Origin of the sequence: Ellagibacter sp. (assembly GCF_048412355.1) — a bacterium.
Classification (GTDB): Bacteria; Actinomycetota; Coriobacteriia; order Coriobacteriales; family Eggerthellaceae; genus Ellagibacter.
Genome location: NZ_DBFSAP010000041.1, coordinates 1 through 18,417 on the forward strand (window position 1 = coordinate 1; position 18,417 = coordinate 18,417).

General features: G+C 61.7%; 18 protein-coding genes. All 18 read right to left on the minus strand.

The window, feature by feature from the left end; all coding sequences use genetic code 11:
• Nucleotides 1–512: 512 nt before the first annotated feature.
• Entirely contained in the window at nt 513–944 is a 432-nt protein-coding gene (locus ACMRQN_RS05705) for a F0F1 ATP synthase subunit epsilon (RefSeq protein ID WP_418734181.1), read from the minus strand.
• A complete protein-coding gene (gene atpD, locus ACMRQN_RS05710; protein WP_418734199.1) occupies nt 937–2,382 on the minus strand; it encodes a F0F1 ATP synthase subunit beta in 1,446 nt (481 codons plus the stop codon). Before atpD ends, ACMRQN_RS05705 begins: the two co-directional genes overlap by 8 nt.
• 14 nt (nt 2,383–2,396) lie before the next feature.
• Nucleotides 2,397–3,335, minus strand: coding sequence for an ATP synthase F1 subunit gamma (gene atpG / locus ACMRQN_RS05715; protein WP_158049780.1), 939 nt, complete (start codon nt 3,333–3,335; stop codon nt 2,397–2,399).
• Between the two features lie 12 nt (nt 3,336–3,347).
• Nucleotides 3,348–4,919, minus strand: coding sequence for a F0F1 ATP synthase subunit alpha (gene atpA / locus ACMRQN_RS05720; protein ID WP_276998278.1), 1,572 nt, complete (start codon nt 4,917–4,919; stop codon nt 3,348–3,350).
• The gene (gene atpH / locus ACMRQN_RS05725) at nt 4,913–5,491 is read right to left on the minus strand and encodes an ATP synthase F1 subunit delta (protein ID WP_158049782.1); all 579 of its coding nucleotides are present in this window, start codon (nt 5,489–5,491) and stop codon (nt 4,913–4,915) included. The genes atpA and atpH overlap by 7 nt, the downstream gene beginning before the upstream one ends.
• Nucleotides 5,484–6,095, minus strand: a complete 612-nt coding sequence (gene atpF, locus ACMRQN_RS05730) for a F0F1 ATP synthase subunit B (RefSeq protein WP_276998282.1) — start codon at nt 6,093–6,095, stop codon at nt 5,484–5,486. Before atpF ends, atpH begins: the two co-directional genes overlap by 8 nt.
• Before the next feature lie 48 nt (nt 6,096–6,143).
• A complete protein-coding gene (locus ACMRQN_RS05735; RefSeq protein WP_158049784.1) occupies nt 6,144–6,362 on the minus strand; it encodes a F0F1 ATP synthase subunit C in 219 nt (72 codons plus the stop codon).
• Nucleotides 6,363–6,497: 135 nt separating this feature from the next.
• Nucleotides 6,498–7,301: a F0F1 ATP synthase subunit A gene (gene atpB / locus ACMRQN_RS05740; RefSeq protein WP_418734182.1), complete on the minus strand. Its 804-nt coding sequence runs from the start codon at nt 7,299–7,301 to the stop codon at nt 6,498–6,500.
• Nucleotides 7,302–7,322: 21 nt separating this feature from the next.
• Nucleotides 7,323–7,604 (minus strand): hypothetical protein, encoded by a 282-nt coding sequence (locus ACMRQN_RS05745; RefSeq protein ID WP_418734183.1) that lies wholly within the window; start codon nt 7,602–7,604, stop codon nt 7,323–7,325.
• A gap of 217 nt (nt 7,605–7,821) precedes the next feature.
• Nucleotides 7,822–8,286 (minus strand): deoxycytidylate deaminase, encoded by a 465-nt coding sequence (locus ACMRQN_RS05750; RefSeq protein ID WP_158049787.1) that lies wholly within the window; start codon nt 8,284–8,286, stop codon nt 7,822–7,824.
• Nucleotides 8,287–8,436: 150 nt separating this feature from the next.
• Entirely contained in the window at nt 8,437–9,075 is a 639-nt protein-coding gene (upp, locus tag ACMRQN_RS05755) for a uracil phosphoribosyltransferase (protein WP_158049788.1), read from the minus strand.
• Between the two features lie 264 nt (nt 9,076–9,339).
• A complete protein-coding gene (gene glyA / locus ACMRQN_RS05760; RefSeq protein ID WP_418734184.1) occupies nt 9,340–10,596 on the minus strand; it encodes a serine hydroxymethyltransferase in 1,257 nt (418 codons plus the stop codon).
• 135 nt (nt 10,597–10,731) lie between these two features.
• Nucleotides 10,732–11,178, minus strand: coding sequence for a ribose 5-phosphate isomerase B (gene rpiB / locus ACMRQN_RS05765; RefSeq protein ID WP_158049790.1), 447 nt, complete (start codon nt 11,176–11,178; stop codon nt 10,732–10,734).
• A gap of 32 nt (nt 11,179–11,210) precedes the next feature.
• Nucleotides 11,211–12,707 carry a glycerol kinase GlpK gene (gene glpK / locus ACMRQN_RS05770; RefSeq protein ID WP_418734185.1) on the minus strand — a complete coding sequence of 499 codons (1,497 nt, stop codon included), beginning with the start codon at nt 12,705–12,707 and terminating at the stop codon, nt 11,211–11,213.
• A gap of 93 nt (nt 12,708–12,800) precedes the next feature.
• Nucleotides 12,801–13,766: a lysophospholipase gene (locus ACMRQN_RS05775; RefSeq protein WP_418734186.1), complete on the minus strand. Its 966-nt coding sequence runs from the start codon at nt 13,764–13,766 to the stop codon at nt 12,801–12,803.
• Nucleotides 13,767–13,844: 78 nt separating this feature from the next.
• Nucleotides 13,845–14,453 (minus strand): L-threonylcarbamoyladenylate synthase, encoded by a 609-nt coding sequence (locus ACMRQN_RS05780; RefSeq protein ID WP_418734187.1) that lies wholly within the window; start codon nt 14,451–14,453, stop codon nt 13,845–13,847.
• 276 nt (nt 14,454–14,729) lie between these two features.
• A complete protein-coding gene (locus ACMRQN_RS05785; RefSeq protein WP_418734188.1) occupies nt 14,730–16,928 on the minus strand; it encodes an NAD(P)/FAD-dependent oxidoreductase in 2,199 nt (732 codons plus the stop codon).
• Entirely contained in the window at nt 16,925–18,316 is a 1,392-nt protein-coding gene (locus tag ACMRQN_RS05790; protein WP_418734189.1) for an aminoacetone oxidase family FAD-binding enzyme, read from the minus strand. Before ACMRQN_RS05790 ends, ACMRQN_RS05785 begins: the two co-directional genes overlap by 4 nt.
• Nucleotides 18,317–18,417 lie beyond the last annotated feature (101 nt).

Consider the following 18,417-nt stretch of genomic DNA (forward strand, 5'->3'; position numbering starts at 1 on the left):
TTCTCTGGCCGGAAATGAGCGTATGCCGCGGTCCGTTGGTCGAATTGGTGAAAATGCGTTGGCGCGATTGGCGGGTATGCGGTGGCGCGAATGGTTAAAGTACGCTAGCGAAAATGGTTGGTTTTACAGTAGCGCTAACAACATATAGCGCCGTCTTCTCATGCCGCGGTTCGATCCGAGGCCGTTGAGGCGAATCCCAGTCTCTTTTTTTGCGAGCGCCGAAGGCGCCACCCGCGTCAACAGACTGTCGAATCGACGAGGTAGCCCCAGCCGTAGCAACGGATTGCCCAGCGAGCGATCGCCACGGGCGGATATTAAACTGCAAAGACGAGCGTCGGAAAGACACGCCGAAGTCGCCGCAGCATGAGTCGATATAGAGAAAAGGGCCTGACTCCAGCGAAAGCTGGGGCCAGGCCCGATTTTGCCTCTTGACAATGTCCTGCTCATATTAAAAAGGCCGACCCCCTCATCGGGAGTCGGCCTTTTCTTTTCAAGTGATGGCTGCGATAAGCCTACTTCACAGCACCAACAGCCCTGAGCTGAAGGTCGTACCACTCCAGCTTGGTGCGGTGCGTTTCCAGCAGAGCCGTCGATTGGTCATCGCCCTTGCCCTCGAGCTGAGCGATAGCCTCACGAAGCTTCGCCGCTTTAGTGGTGAGTTCCTCGACGTCGATGCTGTCGACGTCCTTGCCCATGCGGGCGAGAACCGACAGGTTGTTGTCGAGCACCTGGGCGAATCCGCCGTACGTCACAAAGTAGCGCTTATCCTTGCCAGCCTCATCGAGCGTCAGCGTCAACACGCCAGGGCGGTTGGTGCACACGAACATCTCGTGGCCGGCCATAACGCCGAGATCGCCCTCACTGCCCGGGATCTGAGCGTACTCGATCTCGCCGTGGAACAACTCGCGGGTCGGAATAGCCACCGTGCAACGGAATTTAGGCATTGGCTTTTTCCTTCGACTCGTTGTAAGCAGCGTACACCTCGTCGATGGAGCCCTTCAGACGGAAGAACTGCTCAGGAATCTCGTCGCACTTGCCGTCGAGGATGTCACCGAACGAACGGATAGTGTCCTCGAGCTTGACGTACTTGCCGTCGAGGCCGGTGAACTGCTTGGCCACGTGGAAGCACTGGCCGAAGAACTGCTGCGCCTTACGGGCACGGTTCACGATCAGCTTCTGCTCTTCGGAAAGCTCGTCCATACCAAGGATGGCGATGATGTCCTGGAGGTCCTTGTAGTTCTGCAGGAGCTCCTGGATGCCGACAGCCACGCGGTAGTGCTCCTCGCCGACGATCTGCGGGTCGAGTGCGCGGGAGGTGGACTCCAGCGGGTCGACAGCCGGGTAGATGCCGAGCTCAGCGATGGAACGGGAAAGAACCGTCTTCGCGTCGAGGTGCGTGAACGTGGTGGCCGGAGCCGGGTCGGTCAAGTCGTCAGCAGGAACGTAGACGGCCTGCACCGAGGTGATGGAACCGGTTGCGGTCGAGGTAATGCGCTCCTGAAGGTCGCCCATCTCGGTAGCCAGCGTCGGCTGATAGCCTACAGCAGAAGGCATACGGCCGAGAAGTGCGGACACCTCAGAACCAGCCTGGGTGAAGCGGAAGATATTGTCCACGAACAAAAGCACGTCCTGGCCCTGATCGCGGAAGTACTCAGCTTCAGTCAGACCAGCGAGGCCGACGCGCAGACGCGCTCCCGGCGGTTCGTTCATCTGGCCGTAAACCAAGCAGGTCTTGTTGATAACGCCGGAATCGCTCATCTCGAGGAACAGGTCGGTACCCTCACGGGTACGCTCGCCTACGCCGGTGAACACGGACGTGCCGCCGTGCTCCTGAGCGAGGTTGTTGATAAGCTCCTGAATGATAACGGTCTTGCCGACGCCTGCGCCGCCGAACAGGCCGGTCTTGCCGCCCTTGATGAACGGCTCGATGAGGTCGATGGCCTTGATGCCGGTCTCGAAGATCTCCGTCTTGGTGGACAGCTGATCATAATCGGGAGCCGGACGGTGAATCGGCATGTAGCCGGTCACATCGGGCATCGGCTTCTCGTCAACAGGCTCGCCCATGACGTTCCAGATGCGGCCCAGGGTCTCGTTGCCAACGGGCATCATGATCGGATGACCGGTGTCGAGCACCTCGAGGCCACGAACCAGACCGTCAGTCGAGCTCATAGCGACGGAGCGGACGAGGTTGCCAGGAAGATGCGTTTCGACTTCGAGAACGACATGCATGTCGCCCGCGAGCGTCTTCGCGTCAACCGTAAGAGCGTTGTAGATTCCCGGCATGGATTCCGCGGGGAATTCCACGTCGACAACAGGACCGACGATACGCACAATGCGGCCGGTAGCGCCCTTGCTGGCCTCGAGCTCCTCTCTTGTAAGCATATGTTCACTCATATTTAATCCTCCAAAGCCGCTGCGCCACCGACGATTTCCGAAATCTCGGTCGTAATGGCACCCTGACGGACGCGGTTGTACAGTCTGGTCAACGTTTCGGCCATCTCGGTAGCGTTGTCGGTCGCCGACTTCATAGCCGTACGACGAGCGCCCTGCTCTGCTGCGGCCGAATCAATCAGCGCGTAGTAGAACGTGTTGCGCAGGTACGCCACCATGAGCTGGTGCATAACGGTTGCAGCATCGGGCTCGAAGTCCACATCGCCGGGAATCTTCTTCTCCCCATCACGATAAGGCTCGAGGACATCCTCTTCCTTCGGCTCCAAACCGAGAACATCGGCAAAGCTCATCATGTTGATCGGCAGAACCTGCTGCACGATGAGCGTCTGCTCGGCACCGTTTTTGGCGTGATTGAACACGAGGGTAACCTCGTCAATCTGCCCGTTCTCGTAGCCGTGGTTGTAGCCTTCCCCGATGTAGGCGGAAATCTCTGCAGCCTCTTCGTAGGTAGGATCTGCAGACAGATCGCGGAACTCGAAGATCGGCTTGACGCCACGGTAGTTGAAGTAGCCGATGGCCTTCTTACCGCAAGCGATAACCTCAACCTCGATGCCCTGCTTTTCCTTCGCCTTGATAAGCTTCTCGGCTTCGCGGAGCACGTTGCTGTTGAAACCGCCTGCAAGCCCACGATCCGACGTGACCACAACGACGACGGCACGCTTCACCTCGTCATGCGTGATCAGCAGAGGCTCGGAATCGAGCGGGGCGTATTTCGCCGTGCTGATCAGCATGTCGGAGATGCAGTTAGCCCAAGGAAGCGCATTGAACACACGGTCGGTGGCGCGACGGATCTTCGCCGCCGCGACCATCTCCATCGTGCGCGTAATCTGCTTCGTCGAGGTGACGGAGTTGATTCGCCTTTCTATGTCGTGAAGGTTGGGCATATGATACCTACCTTACACCGAAGGCGAAAACTGGGTCTTGAACGCCTCGATAGCGGCATTCAGCTCGGTCTTGGTCTCGTCGGTGAACTTCTTCTCGGTCTTGACGCTCTCAACGATGGCAGGCTTAGACGCATGCAGGTACTCGATGAGCTCGCCACGGAAGCGAACAACATCGGCAACCGGGATATCGTCGAGGTAGCCGTTACCGCCAGCATAGATGGCGATAGCCTGATCGTAGAAGGACATCGGGACGTAACGACCCTGCTTCAGAAGCTCGGTCATGTGAGCGCCGCGGTTCAGCTGATCCTGCGTCGCCTTATCGAGGTCGCTGCCGAACTGCGTGAATGCCTGCAGCTCGCGGTAAGCGGCCAAGTCGAGGCGCAGGGTGCCTGCGACGGACTTCATAGCCTTGGTCTGAGCGGAGCCGCCAACGCGCGAAACCGAGATACCAACGTTGACTGCCGGTCGCTGGCCCTGGAAGAACAGGTCCGTCGACAGGAAGATCTGACCGTCGGTAATGGAAATCACGTTGGTCGGAATGTAAGCGGAGACGTCGCCAGCCTGGGTCTCGATGATCGGCAGAGCCGTCATGGAGCCGCAGCCGTACTCGTCGGACATCTTGACTGCACGCTCGAGCAGGCGAGAATGCAGGTAGAAGATGTCGCCAGGATATGCTTCGCGTCCCGGCGGGCGACGGAGGGTCAGCGACATCTGTCGGTAGGCCACCGCCTGCTTGGACAAGTCATCGTAGATGATGAGCACATGACGTCCCGGGTTCTCCGGGCCTGCGGGCTTGCCGTCTTCGCCGTTGTAGACGAAGTACTCGCCCATTGCAGCACCGGCCATAGGCGCGATGTACTGCAGCGGAGCGGAATCGGCAGCCGTTGCGGACACGATGATCGTGTACTTCATGGCGTCGTAGCGCTCAAGAGTCTCCATAACGCCGGCAACCGTGGAAGCCTTCTGACCGATCGCAACATAGATGCAGATCATGTCTTCGTCTTTTTGGTTGATGATGGCGTCGATGGCGATAGCGGTCTTACCGGTCTGGCGGTCGCCAATGATAAGTTCGCGCTGGCCACGTCCGATAGGAATCATGGAGTCGATAGCCATGATACCGGTCTGCATCGGCTCGTGAACAGGCTTGCGGCTGATAACGCCAGGAGCCTTGAACTCGACCGGGCGGGTGCCTTCGGCCTCGATCTCGCCCTTGCCGTCGATCGGCATACCGAGCGGGTTCACGACGCGGCCGAGCAGGCCTTTGCCGGACGGAACCTCCATGATGCGGCCCGTGGTGCGGACCTGATCATTTTCCTTGATTGCGGTGACGTCACCGAGAAGAACGGCGCCGACCTCATCCTCTTCGAGGTTCTGGGCCAAGCCGAACACGGTCTTACCGTTGGATCCGACGAACTCGAGAAGCTCGCCAGCCATCGCGTTCTTCAGACCGTCAACACGAGCGATGCCGTCGCCGACCTGGATGACGGTACCGACCTCGCGGGAATCAACGCTCACTTCAAGGGAGGCCAACTGCTTACGCAGCGCTTCGTCAATGGACTGTGCGGTAATTTCAGTCACTAGCATTCACCTCCATCTGTTTTCTTCTTCAGCACGATGCGCGCATTGTTGAGCTGGCTAGCCACGCTCGCGTCAATGCGCTTGTCGCCCGCGCTCATGATGATGCCGCCCAAGATGGACTTGTCGATGCGTTCGCGAAGAACGACCTTCATGCCCAGCTCGGATTCGGCTTTTTGCTTGATGATGTCGCGCAGATGGTCATCGAGCTCAACAACCGTGGTCACATCGAGGATGCACAGGTTGAGCTTGGTTTCCACCTGGTTTTCGTAGCTTGCACGGACCTGCGGGAGCAACTTGATCTCACCGCGCTCGGCCATGACGGCCAGAACCTCGGTGAAAGCAGGGTTGCACTGCGCAAAAGCCGCACGTGCAATCTGGGCCCTCTGTTCGGGCGTGTACGCCGCGTCTTCCAGGGCGCCTGAAAGATCGACATTCGTCCGCATCACGGAGACGATCTTCTCCGCCTGTTCGCGCACTTCGAGAACAGCATCTTGGCCGCCGGAAGTGTTCGCGGCATCGAGGAGTACCGATGCGTACGCGGCGATCTTCTCTTTGGTGATGAGGCGGTTATTAGGCATTGAAACTGCCCGCCTCGGTCACGTAATGCTCGATGATCTTGCGGTGCTCATCGTCGTTCAGGTCGTGGCCGACAAGGCGAGAAGCCACGTCGACAGACAGATCGGCGATAGAACCCTGCAGCTCGGCGACAGCGGCCTTCTTCTCGGCCTCGATCGCACCGCGAGCCTTTTCGATCATCTGGGCAGACTCAGCCTGGGCCTTGTTGGTGATGTCGGCCTTGACAGCCTCGCCCGTAGCCTTCGCATCCGCGATGATCTTCGCGGACTGAGCCTTAGCTTCCTCGAGCTGGCGCTTGTACTCGGCAAGCGTGCGCTCGGCTTCTGCCTGGGCTTCCTCAGACTTCTTAAGGGCTTCCTTGATGGTGCTCTCGCGCTTCGTGATGATGTTGTCAACCACGGGCCAACCGAACTTGGCCAGCACGATGAGAATGATGATGAAGGCAACGAGCATCGGAATGAACTCATTCATATCGGGAATGAGCACCGCGATGCCTTCTTTCTCCTCAGAGGCGAACGCGAGGGTGGGGAAAGCACATGCAAGGCTTGCTGCAGATGCAGCTGCGACACCGGCCTTTGCCAACTTCGTCTTCAGTTTTGCTTTCACTCATCCACCTTCTCTCTCAGCGTGTATTTCTAAAACGATACAGCCGATTTAGAAGATGAAGGTAAGAACGAAGCCGATAAGGGCGAGTGCCTCAGCCAGAGCGCCGAAGATAAGCGCGTTGGTGAAGAGCTTGCCGGCGAGCTCGGGCTGGCGAGCAGAGCCAACGCACAGGCCATAGCCGCAAAGACCAAGACCGATGCCTGGGCCGATGGTGCCGAGGCCGTAGCCGACAACCTTCAGGGCTGCGATAACGAGAGTAGCTTCCACTTTTCCTCCTTTTTTCGTTTCTGAGCCTTTTCTCAAAAACTGCTTTACTTATGTCTCTCGGCGTTTCTAACGGAAACGTCGTTGAAACCGAATTGGTGCGCCTTTCGGCGCGATGCGGGCGCGGCCCGCGCGGTTCTAGTGCTCGCTCTGAGCGAGGCCCACGTACACGGCCGTCAGCACGGAGAACACGTATGCCTGCAGGAAGGCAACGAGGCATTCGAGCGCGTACATGGCGACGAGGAACACGGCCCATGCAATCGCGGCGACGCCTGCGGGATTGGCGAACGAGATCAGATCGAGGATGAAGAACTGGGTCATGATCGCGAAGATGCCAAGGATCATATGGCCGGCGAACATGTTGCCGTAAAGTCGAACGGCAAGGGTCAGCAGGCGGATAACCAGGGAGAAGAACTCGAAGAACCAGATGATGGGAACCATCGGCTTAGGAAGGCCCGACGGAGCGATGGACTTGATGTAGCCCCAGCCGCCCTTGGCCTTGATGCCGTAGAAGTTGAAGTACAGGAAAGAGAGCAATGCAAGTGCGAACGTGACGGACAGGGTGCCGGTCGGCGTCTTCGCGCCCGGGATAAGGCCGATCACGTTGGAGATGAGGATGAAGAAGAACATGGTCGCGATGAACGGGATGTGCTTCTTGTAGCCATGGCCGATAGCGCCCTCACCCATGTTGCGGCGAACTGCGTCGTAACCCCACTCCACAAGGCCCGCGAACTTGCCCTCGGGAACGACCTTGATCTTGCGCACGCCCACGAGCACGCCCACGATTACGATCGCGCAGATGATGATCATCCAAAAGGTGTACTGGGTGATTCCGACGCCATTGCCGAAATCGAAGACGAGCGTCGAGTTGAACGACTCGCTGAGCTCCTCAATAGGAGCGGAGATATCGTTCAGGGGATTGCCCGTTAGTTCAAAAGCCATGTACCTCTCCTTTTTCCTTCTCTATCGACGCTTCGACAAAAACACGCCGAAGACAATAACCCCGACCACGAATGCGACAAGTTCCGCAACCGCATACGCGAGCGCGACGTCAGACGCAACGAGCTTGCACACGACCATACCCGCGACGAGGATGACAAACGACGCGGCAATGGTCAAAAGGAAAGGGCCGAGGAGATTCAAAGACTTGGTCGGATCGACCGCGCGGATCTTCTTGATAGCCACATTGAACGGGATGACGCTCACCAGTCCAACGAGCACCGCGACGATGATTGCTACTACCATGTCCTTCTTTCCTTGACCCTCTGCGCGCACTGCGCCCTTCTAAAAGCCTTCCGTATAATAGCCGAATGTGAAGGAGTCGCGAAGGCGCCGTAGGAAACACGTCCTTTTTTCGGGTGAGCGGTCATTTGAGCGCGCTTGGCCGAAAAGAGGGACCGCTCACACGCGAGCCGCCTTGCCGAGACGCTTCGTGTGACTCGTATTTTGCGAGGTCAATCCTTTACTTGTTCGCCGGCTCGAACACCCTAAGCTTGATTCCTGCCTCTTCGAGCATCGACATGGCGAGCTCGTCGGGATAGGGATTTTGGTAGATGATCTCCTCGATATCGGCGTTGATGATCATCTTCGCGCACACGACGCAGGGCTGGGTGTTGATGTAGATCGAGGCGCCCGCGATGTTGATTCCGTAGCGCGCTGCCTGGATGATGGCGTTCTGCTCGGCATGGAGTCCGCGGCAGATCTCATGGCGCTGCCCCGAGGGAACGCCGAGCTGCTGGCGTAAGCATCCGGTCTCGGCACAGTGCGCAAGTCCCGCCGGCACGCCGTTGTACCCCGTCGCAAGGATGCGGCGCTCCTTCACGATGACGGCCCCCACCCCGCGCCGCATGCACGTCGTGCGCGTGGCGACCTGGTTGGCAAGCGTCATGAAGTATTCGTCCCAGCTGGGTCTCTTATCTTGAGTCATTGGAAATCCATCCCTCATATGGCGAGAGCGCGGCGACGCTCAGTCGCTCGGCAGTCCTACTCGACTTCCCTGTCCCCGACCGACGCTTCGCGCGTTCGGGGACGCGCCCGCTCGGGCGCATAGACAGGGAAATAACAGTCCACAGGACTGTTATTTAGTCCCGAAGATGCGGTCCCCGGCGTCACCGAGGCCGGGGACGATGTAGGCCGCGGAGTTCAGCCCCTCGTCAATGGCGCACGTGTAGATGTGCACGTTGTCGTCGGCGGCGAGGACGGCGTCGATGCCCTCCGGCGCGGCGACGAGGACCATAAGCTTGATCTCGCCGGTGACGCCACGCGAGCGAAGGTAGGTGACGGCCGAGATGATCGAGCCGCCCGTCGCGAGCATCGGGTCGACCACAAGCACCGTGCGGTTGGCGATGTCCTCGGGCATCTTGTCGTAATAGGGAACCGGCTCGTGAGTCTCCTCGTTGCGGTACATGCCCAGATGTCCCACGCGCGCCGCGGGAATCAAGTCGAGCACACCGTCGACCATACCGAGGCCCGCGCGGAGGATGGGCACCACCGCGAGTTTCTTGCCCGACACCTGCTTGCAGCGCGCCGTGCAGATGGGGGTTTCGACGTCCACGTCGGCCAGCGGCAAATCGCGCGTCGCCTCGTAGCCCTCGAACAGGGCAAGCTCGCGCACGAGCTCGCGGAATTGCTTGCAGGAAGTCGCCTTGTCGCGCAAGATGGAAAGCTTATGCTGCACCATAGGGTGATCGACGAGGGTGACGCGGCTGTTGTCCATGGTTCCTTCTTTCGGCCGAAGTTCGCTTCCATAAAGAAAAGGGCCCGCGGTAAGCCGCGAGCCCTTCACCGTTTCATGCGATTCTACCAGCATTGGGTTGCCACGTGAGCCACAACCGATGTTTGCACAGGACAAGAATTCGAGAAAGCGCCATCTCCCCCGCCCGCGTTGAAGGGTCGTACCGCACACTTTCGCCCATCTTCGCGGAAAAGCGTCGAAACTCGTCGACCTGGCGCACGATATCGTCTGCCCGGCGGGCGGCTTCTAGTACTCCAAACCCGGGTAGAGCGGATGGGCCTCGAGCATCGCGTCGACCTTCTTCTTGATGTCGGCGAGCTTTGCGTCATCGTCGGCGTTGAACACGGTGCCGGCAATGCACAGGCCGACCTCGTAGAAGTCGTCCTTTGTGAAGCCGCGCGTGGTGGCCGCAGCGGACCCGACGCGAATGCCGCTCGCCACGAAGGGGCTGCGCTGCTCGTTGGGGATGGTGTTCTTGTTAACCGTGAGGCTAACGCGCTCGAGCAGCTTCTCGGCGTCCTTGCCAGTGACATCGGCAGGCGTGAGGTCCACGAGGCACAAGTGATTGTCCGTGCCGCCCGACACCAGGCGCAGGCCGCCGTCGGTCATGCCCTGGCCGAGCGCCTTCGCGTTCTCGACCACATGGTCGATGTAGGTTTTGAACTCAGGCTTGAGCGCCTCGCCAAACGCGACCGCCTTGCCGGCGATGACATGCATGAGCGGGCCGCCCTGTGAACCGGGGAACACCGCGGAGTTGATCTTCTTGAAGAGCTCCTCGGAGTTCGTCAGGATGAAGCCGCCGCGCGGACCGCGCAGCGTCTTGTGGCTGGTCGACGTCGTGATGTCGGCATACGGCACGGGGCTGGGATGTGCGCCCGTGGCGACGAGGCCGGCGATGTGGGCCATGTCCACCATAAGGTAGGCGCCCACTTCATGCGCGATCTCGGCCATGCGCGGGAAGTCGATCGTGCGAGGATAGGCGGAAGCACCACCGACGATGACCTTCGGGCGAACTTCCTTCGCCTTTTTGAGGAGCGCATCGTAGTCGATGACCTCGGTCACGGGATCGACGCCGTAGGATTCCGCATGGTAGAGCTTGCCCGAGAAGTTCGCCGGGCTGCCGTGGGTAAGATGGCCGCCGTTGTCGAGGCCCATACCCAAAATGGTGTCACCGGGCTTGATCAGCGCGAAGTACGCCGCCAGGTTCGCGTTCGCGCCGGAATGGGGCTGAACGTTCGCGAACTGCGCGCCGTAGAGTTTGCAGGCGCGATTGCGCGCGAGATCCTCCACGATGTCGACCTTCTCACAGCCGCCGTAGTAGCGCTTGCCAGGATAACCTTCCGCGTACTTGTTGGTGAGCACGCTGCCCATGGCCTCCATGACAGCCGGGCTAGTGAAGTTCTCCGAAGCGATGAGTTCGACACTTGTGCGCTGACGTCCCAGCTCAGCGCGGAGAACGTCGGCGACCTCAGGATCGCTTTCACTTACATATTGCAACGTCATATAACTCGCCCCTTCCAGAGCCCGAAAAAAGTATGCGCCCACTCTAGCACAATGAGCAGGCGCAATTGTTACAACTTGGTTAGGGGAAGCTTGCGTTGGTCAAGGGAAATTTGACTCGACTGGGAAGCGCGACCGCTACGCCGAGGGCGTCTCGAGCGCCATAATCTTCTCGACGCGGCCCGCGTGGCGGCCGCCGCCGAAATCGGTGGACAGGAACACGTCGAGGATGCGCTTATTTTCCTCCACGTCGACGAAGCGACCCGACAGCGTCACGATGTTGGCGTCGTTGTGCTCGCGGCACAGCTCGGCGAACTGAGTGTTGATGGCGTTCACCGCGCGGATGCCGTTGATCTTGTTAGCGGCGACGGCCATGCCGATTCCCGTGCCGCACACGAGAACGCCGTACGTCGCCACGCCGCCTGCCACCTCGTGGGCGACCTTGGCGGCGAAGTCGGGGTAATCGACGCGGTCGTCGGAGTCGGGGCCCAGGTCGTGCACCTCGTAGCCCTTCTCTTCAAGATAGGCAGCCAAAAGTTGCTTCTGCTCAAAACCCGCGTGATCGCTTGCGATGCTGATAATCATGTTCCTACTCTCCCTTATGTCGTGAACTTGTCCTATTTCGTCTTCGTATGCCCCACCGCGCGCCGCCATCCTTCCAAAAGCTCGGCGTGGCGCGTGTGGTCCATCTGCGGCTCGTAGATGTCGTCGGTCGCGCGCAACCCGCGCAGCTGGTCGGTGCTCTCCCAAAAGCCCGTCGACAAACCGGCCAGATACGCGGCGCCGGCGGCAGTGGTCTCCGCGTTCTGCGGGCGATGAAGCGACGTGCGAAGCATATCGCATTGGAACTGCATGAGGAAGTCGTTTTTCGACGCGCCGCCGTCGACGTTGAGCTCGGAGAGCTTCACGCCCGAGTCGGCCTCCATCGCTACCACCAGGTCATGCACCTGGTAAGCGAGCGATTCGAGCGCCGCGCGGACGAAGTGGGCGCGGGTCGAGCCGCGCGTGAGGCCGACGACCGTGCCGCGCGCTTCGGCGTCCCAATAGGGGGCGCCAAGGCCAGTGAAGGCGGGCACGATGTAGACGCCCTCCGTGCTCTCGACGCTGCGGGCGATCTCGCAGGTGTCGGCCACGTCATCGATAAGGCCCATCTCGTCGCGCAGCCACTGCAGAAGAGCACCCGCCATAAACACGCTTCCCTCGAGCGCATATTCAGGGCCCTTTGCATCAGGCGCACTCGCGGCAATGGTAGTGACCAGGCCGTTTTTCGACTCGCACGCCTCGCGCCCCGTGTTCATCAGAAGGAAGCAACCCGTGCCGTAGGTGTTTTTCGCCTGCCCGGGCGAAAAACAGCACTGCCCGAACAGCGCCGCCTGCTGGTCGCCCGCGATACCGCGGATGGGCACGCCGGGGAAGACGGCGGGATTTCTCGTCACGCCGAAGTCGCCCGACGAGGGGCGTACCTCGGGAAGCATCGAAGCGGGGATGTCGAACAGGTCAAGCAGCCACGGGTCCCATTTCATGTCGTGGATGTTGAAGAGCATGGTGCGGCTCGCGTTGGTGACGTCGGTGGCGTGCACCTCGCCCTGCGTGAGCGCCCATAAAAGCCACGAGTCGACCGTGCCGAATGCGAGCTTTCCCTGGAGCGCATCCTCGCGAGCGCCGGGGACGTTGTCGAGGATCCAGCGGATCTTGCTGGCAGAGAAGTACGCATCGGGCACAAGGCCCGTGCGGCGCGTGACCTCCGCCGCGATTTCCGGGACCCCGCACAGCTCCTCGACGAGAGGCGCCGTTCGGCGGCACTGCCACACGATGGCATTCGCTACCGGCTGACCGGTCTCACGGTTCCACACGACCGTGGTCTCGCGCTGGTTGGTGATGCCGATGGAGTCGATGTCACGAGGTCCCAAATCATTCGATACCAAAAGTTCTGTCAGCGCCCCGAGCTGCGACGAGAGGATATCGCGCGGATCGTGCTCGACCCAGCCCGGCCTGGGGAAAATCTGCGGGAAGGGGTTTTGCACCACGTCCGCGACTCGCCCCTCGCGGTCGATGAGCATCGCCCGGGAAGACGTAGTCCCCTGGTCAAGCGCGACAACGTAGGTTTTCGACATACTTATCTCCTCGAAGGGATATTTCCGATGATTCTAGCGTTTCCGGTGTTTCCAGCGCTTCCAATGCTGCCAGCCAACTGGGGAATCGGGAAATCAGCCGATATGGCGGTCGATCCAGGCGAGCACGTCGTCGTAGACCTGCTGCTTGCCGGGCTCGTTCAAGATCTCGTGGCGCATGCCCTGGTAGAGCTTCACCTCAACGTCTTTGATTCCCGCCTTCTCGAACAGGGCGGCCGTGCTTTTCACGCCGCGCCCCTTGTTCCCCACCGGGTCGAGCGTGCCGGCGACGAGAAGGATAGGCAGCTCGGAGGGAATCGCGAGCGCCGAATCGAGCGTCGCGACCTCGGCAGTAAGGCTCGTGAGCGTCGCGTAGGCGCCAGCCGTGAACGTCTGGCCGCACAGGTCGTCGGCAATGTAGGCATCGACGACTGCGGGATCGGTGGAAAGCCAGTCGAGAGGCGTGCGCGCGTCTTTGACGGCCTTCGAAAAGGCCCCGTCCGCAAGGTTGTGGAGCAGCTTGCTGCGCGTGCGTTCCCCCTGCTTGGCGGCGACTCGGCAAGCAAGAGCGTGTCCCATCTTCGACTTCACGACGGGCTCGTTGCCGGTGCCGCAAATCACGGCGCCCGAAAGGCCTTCCGCATGGCGGGACAGGTACGCCCGCGTGACAAAGCTTCCCATGGAATGCCCGAAGATGAAGTAGGGCGTCTTGCGCGAGAAGCGGGCGCTCACCGTTTTTCGCATCTCGTGAACGTCCTCGATGAGGGCGTCCTTCCCGCAATCGAGGGGCATGTGCCCCAAGTCCATCGGGTCGGTGACCGAGCGGCCGTGTCCGATGTGGTCGTGGGCGCACACCGAAAAGCCGGCACTCACAAGGAAGCGAGCGAAATCCTCGTAGCGGCCGATGTGCTCGGACATGCCATGGACGATCTGCACGATTGCACGAGGAGCGGCACCCGATGCGCCATGCAAGGCAACGGGCTGCCATAATACCCCTTTTATCTGGGAAGACTTGTCGAACGACCTGAACCCTACCGATGATTTCTCAACTGGTTTGGACACGAGACTCCCCCTTACGCCAAAGCGATTTTCCCGTCGCCCCTCAGTATAGCGGGAAAGCCCCGCGCGCGGACAGGCAACCTACGAAAGTGACTTGATGTCCGCGATGGTGATGGCACCTTCGCGCACGATCACGGGATGGTCCTGCGTGCAGTCGACGACCGTTGAGGCGATGCCGCTCTTGGAGCCGTCTTCCCCGTCCGAAAGCACCGCGGAAACCTGGGAGCAAAGGCCGGCGTCGAGGTCGTCGAAGGAGCCCGCTGGGCGTTTTCCCGACACGTTTGCCGAGGTCGTTGCAAGGGGGCACCCTACCGCGTCGATCAGCTCGAGCGCGCAGGCGTTGTTCGGCATGCGAAGTCCGATCGTGTCGGTGCTCGAGCGAAACGCCTCGGGTACCTCGTCCGACGCCTTGACGATCAGCGTAAGGGGGCCCGGCCAAAACGTTCGGGCGAGCACAAAGGCGAACTCGGGGACGCAGCGGCCGAAGCGTGCGAGGTCGTCTTGCTGGGAGACAAGCCACGAGATGGGCTTTGCCTTCTCGCGGCGCTTCAGGCTGTACAGGATATCGGGAGACGCGGCGTGGCGAATAGAAACGCCCAGGCCATACACCGTTTCCGTGGGGAATATCGCGGGCTGTCCCTTCTTGAGGACAGACGCCGTGACCGCAATCGAATCGGAAAGACGCGCCAATGGAACCACCTTTTCAAGCACTTGTCGTTCGCCGTACGCGCGGCGCGCGCAGCGGCGTGCCCTAAATTGTAGCACTCGCGGCCCGGCGGGGCCGCGAGCGGGTTGGCGGGCGCAAGGCCGAGATGGCAACGAGCCGCGGGCAGTGCGAGCGAGGAGCGAGGGCGGGCGCGACGCGCGCGACGGAAGGGCAACGAGCAGCGAGGCGCGGACGCAGGGGCTGGGATGGCGACGAGCGAGGGCTGACTAGCAGATAGCGAGCAGCGGGCGCGAGGGGTGCTAGCGGGAAGAGAGCTCGGCCGCGATCGCCTCGGCTACGCGCAGGCCATCGACGGCAGCGCTCATGATGCCGCCCGCGTAACCTGCGCCTTCGCCGCACGGATAGACGCGAGTGGCCGGTTCCTCGTCCGAAGCGGGCGAATCGCTTGCCCATCGCGCCTGAAAGTTCTTTCCGCGAACCATGCGGATGGGACTTGAACTGCGCGTTTCGGGGCCGGTGAGCACAGCTGCGGGGTCGGCGAACCCGTGCAGCTTCGCATCGAGCAGCGGCAGGCCTTGCGCAAGCGCGTCGCAGATGAACGCGGGAAGGCACTCGCGCAGGTCGCACCAAGCGACACCGCGCGGGTAGCTCGGGCGCACGACCAGGCGGCTATGCGATTCAGACGCACCAACGCGGCGAGGATGCCCAGGCGCGACCGTGCGGCGGCAAGCCTCGGACGCAGCCGCAACCATACCACCCGGCTGCTTGCCTTCAGCTTGCCCGCTCGAAGATGTAGCACCCGAAAGAAAATCTCCCACCGTCTGCGCGGGCGCGGCATAGGGCACCCCGCCGTTGCGGCGAGCAAGTTCAAACGCCGCATGCTCGACTTCGCGTTGCAGGCGGACACCTTCCATGACGTCGTTCCCCGGCAAGTCGTCGGGTCGCACGTCGGCGAGCAGCGCGCTGTTGGAATTCTCGCCATCGCGCGCGAAGCGGCTCATACCGTTCACGACGACACCGCCCTCCTCGCTTGCCGCCGCGACGACTTCCCCACCTGGGCACATGCAGAAGGTATACACGCCGCGGGTTGCATTGTCGCTTGCAACATCCGTGTGAGTGTCGCCCGTGCGAACAGGGACGCGCACCGCCATCTTGTAATCGGCAGCACCGAGCGCCGCGTGCTTCGCAGCCGCACCGTACTGCGCACGGTTGATGAGCGACTGCGGATGCTCGATGCGCACGCCCATCGAGAAGGGCTTGCGCTCGAGCGCGAACCCCCGATCGCGGGCGAGCTCGAAGATGTCGCGCGCCGAGTGCCCGCACGCGACGATGACGCGCGAGGCTTCGACCGCTTCACGCGCGCCCGTGTGGGAATCCTCCAGCACGACCGAGCGAACCGCACCGCCTGCCAACTCGATATCGGCTAAACGGGTGAGGAAACGCACCTCACCACCTGCGGCGACGATGCGCTCGCGAATGCTTTTCACGACGGCGGGCAGCTTGTCGGTGCCGATATGGGGCTTCGCTTGCCAGAGGATCTCGTCAGGCGCGCCCGCCTGGACGAACGCCTCGAGCACGTGGCGGATATGCGGGCTTTTCGTGCCCGTGGTCAGCTTGCCGTCGGAAAACGTGCCAGCGCCGCCTTCCCCGAATTGCACGTTCGCCGTCACATCGAGCGGGCCGCCCGCGTTGAAGGACTCGATGGCCGCCGTGCGCTCGTCGACTGCGGCACCGCGCTCGACCACGAGCGGGCGCAACCCCGCTTCCGCCAGGTACAGCGCGCAGAACAGCCCCGCCGGGCCCGTTCCCGCAACCACGATGCGCCTATCCGACAATGCCGCGTGCGAGCGCAAATCGGGAATCACGAGCGGCGCAGGCGGGTCGTACGCGCGGACGCCCACCCCGCGAGCGGGGGAAAGCACGTCGTAGGCCATGCCTCGCGCAAGACGGACGGCATAGGTGGCGTTGAAGTGAACGTTCGACTTCTTCCGCGCATCGACACTTCGCTTCACCAGGGAAAACGACGCGATGTCCCTGGGTGCAATCCCGAGCGCGGAGGCGATTGCGGTGCGCGAGAGGCTCTCCGCATGGGAACCCTCCGCGGGCGCGACAGGCGCGGGAGGAGTCGCGGGCGCAGCGGGGGTCGGGTGCTCTGCCCCAGCCGCACGCGGGACAGGGGTCAGGCGGTTTGCCTCGCTTGCAAGGTCATCCAGCCCTGCGTCAAGCGGAAGCGCGACGTTGGACACCTCGATAAACTCCGCTCCCTCGAGCGCACTTGCGTCGAAGGAGGCGACACGATGCGACGCTCGACCGTCACGATGGCGGAAAGTGGCTTGCGATTTGGTCTTTCCCCCGCGACGGGGACGACCTGCCGCCTTCTTGCCACCGCCTGGCCCCTTGCTGCCGGTGGACAGCTTGTCGCCGCTCATCTTCTTGTTGCCGCCTGCCCTCTTGCCAGTGTTCGCGCCCTTGTCGCCGCGGGTATCCTTCGAGCTCATTTCCCTTTCCCTTCCCCATTGGCCGACACGACACTGCGAGCAGCAGACACGCCCGCGAGCAGGCCCGATGACCATGCCCAATGCAGGTTGTAGCCCCCGCAGGGAGCATCCACGTCAAGTGCCTCGCCAGCTGCGAACAGACCCGACGCGCACACGGCCTCCATCGTTTCCGGATCAAACGCCGCAATCGAAAGCCCACCACGCGAGACCTGGCACTGCTTCGCGTCGCCGATGCCTCGAACCGTAAGGCGCAAGCCGCCGATGACACGCGAAAGCGCAAGGACGTCTTTCTTGGAGAGCAGGCGCGCAGGATCGATGCCCGCACACTTGCAAAGCACCTGCGCCACCTGGGGAAGCATCGCGCCGCGCAGCACGTCCTCGGCTGCAATCTGGCCGTTCTCGCCCAGGCGGGCCGAGAGGTGCTTGCGCCGCGCGAACAGCCACGCATCGCGGTCGGCGGAGAGCATATGCGGCAGGAAATCGATCGAGAGGACATCCCCCTCGCGGGCCAGGCGCGACAGGTTGAACACGCACACGCCCGACACGCCGTAGTCGCGGAACAAAAGCTCGCCTTCCTCGCGCGCGACGAGGCTTCCCGACCGCTCGAGTGAGACGGCGCACTTCACGCGGATGTTGTTCAGCTGCCGCGTGATGCGCGAATCGGTGGCAAGCGGCCCCAGGACTGGACGCATCGGCTCGCACGGAATTGCGGAGGGCATATCGACGGCGCTCATACCACGCCCGCCAACAGCGAGAACGACCTTTTCGGCATGAGCGATCGAACCGTCGGAAAAGCGCAGATGGAAGCGGCCCTTCCCTCTCGCAGGCGCCTCGATTGCACGAAGGGATTTCCCGAACTCCACGCGCGCACCCGACACATCGAGAGCAGCGCGCAACACATCGAGCACCGACGACGCCTTGTTGGCTGCTGGGTACATGCGGCCCTCGCCCTCTTCTCGCCACATAAGGCCCAAGTCGGAGAAGAATCGCTGCACGGGCGCTTCGAAGACGCTCGCAGATTGGGTGCTTTCCCGACCAGGCGCTTCGAAAGCGCCCGCAGGTTGGGCGCTCCCCTGCGCGGATGTTCCGTAGGCTCCTACATGTTGAGCGCTCCCCCACTCGGAGACTTCCGAAAGGCGCGCGAGCGAGCGCAGCGCGGCTTCCACGAAGTCGGCGTTGCGGTAACACGCGGGGTCGATGTGGGCGTTCGAGAAGTTGCAGCGGCCGTTCCCCGTCGCGAGGATCGAGCGGCCGACGCGTTCGGAATCGGCCTCGAAGAGCACGATTTCGCACTCGTTCGCCGCGCCGAGCCGCGCAAGTTCGTTTCCGGCGGCGATAGCTGCAGCCAATCCGGCCGCGCCGCCGCCTATGATGGCAATCTTTTTCATGATGTAAGAGTATAGGCGATGCGGGGCGCCGCTTTCCGCTGACTTCCCTTCGCCTCGTAAACAACAAGGGCGCCCGACGGCGCCCCTGGGGAAAACTATCG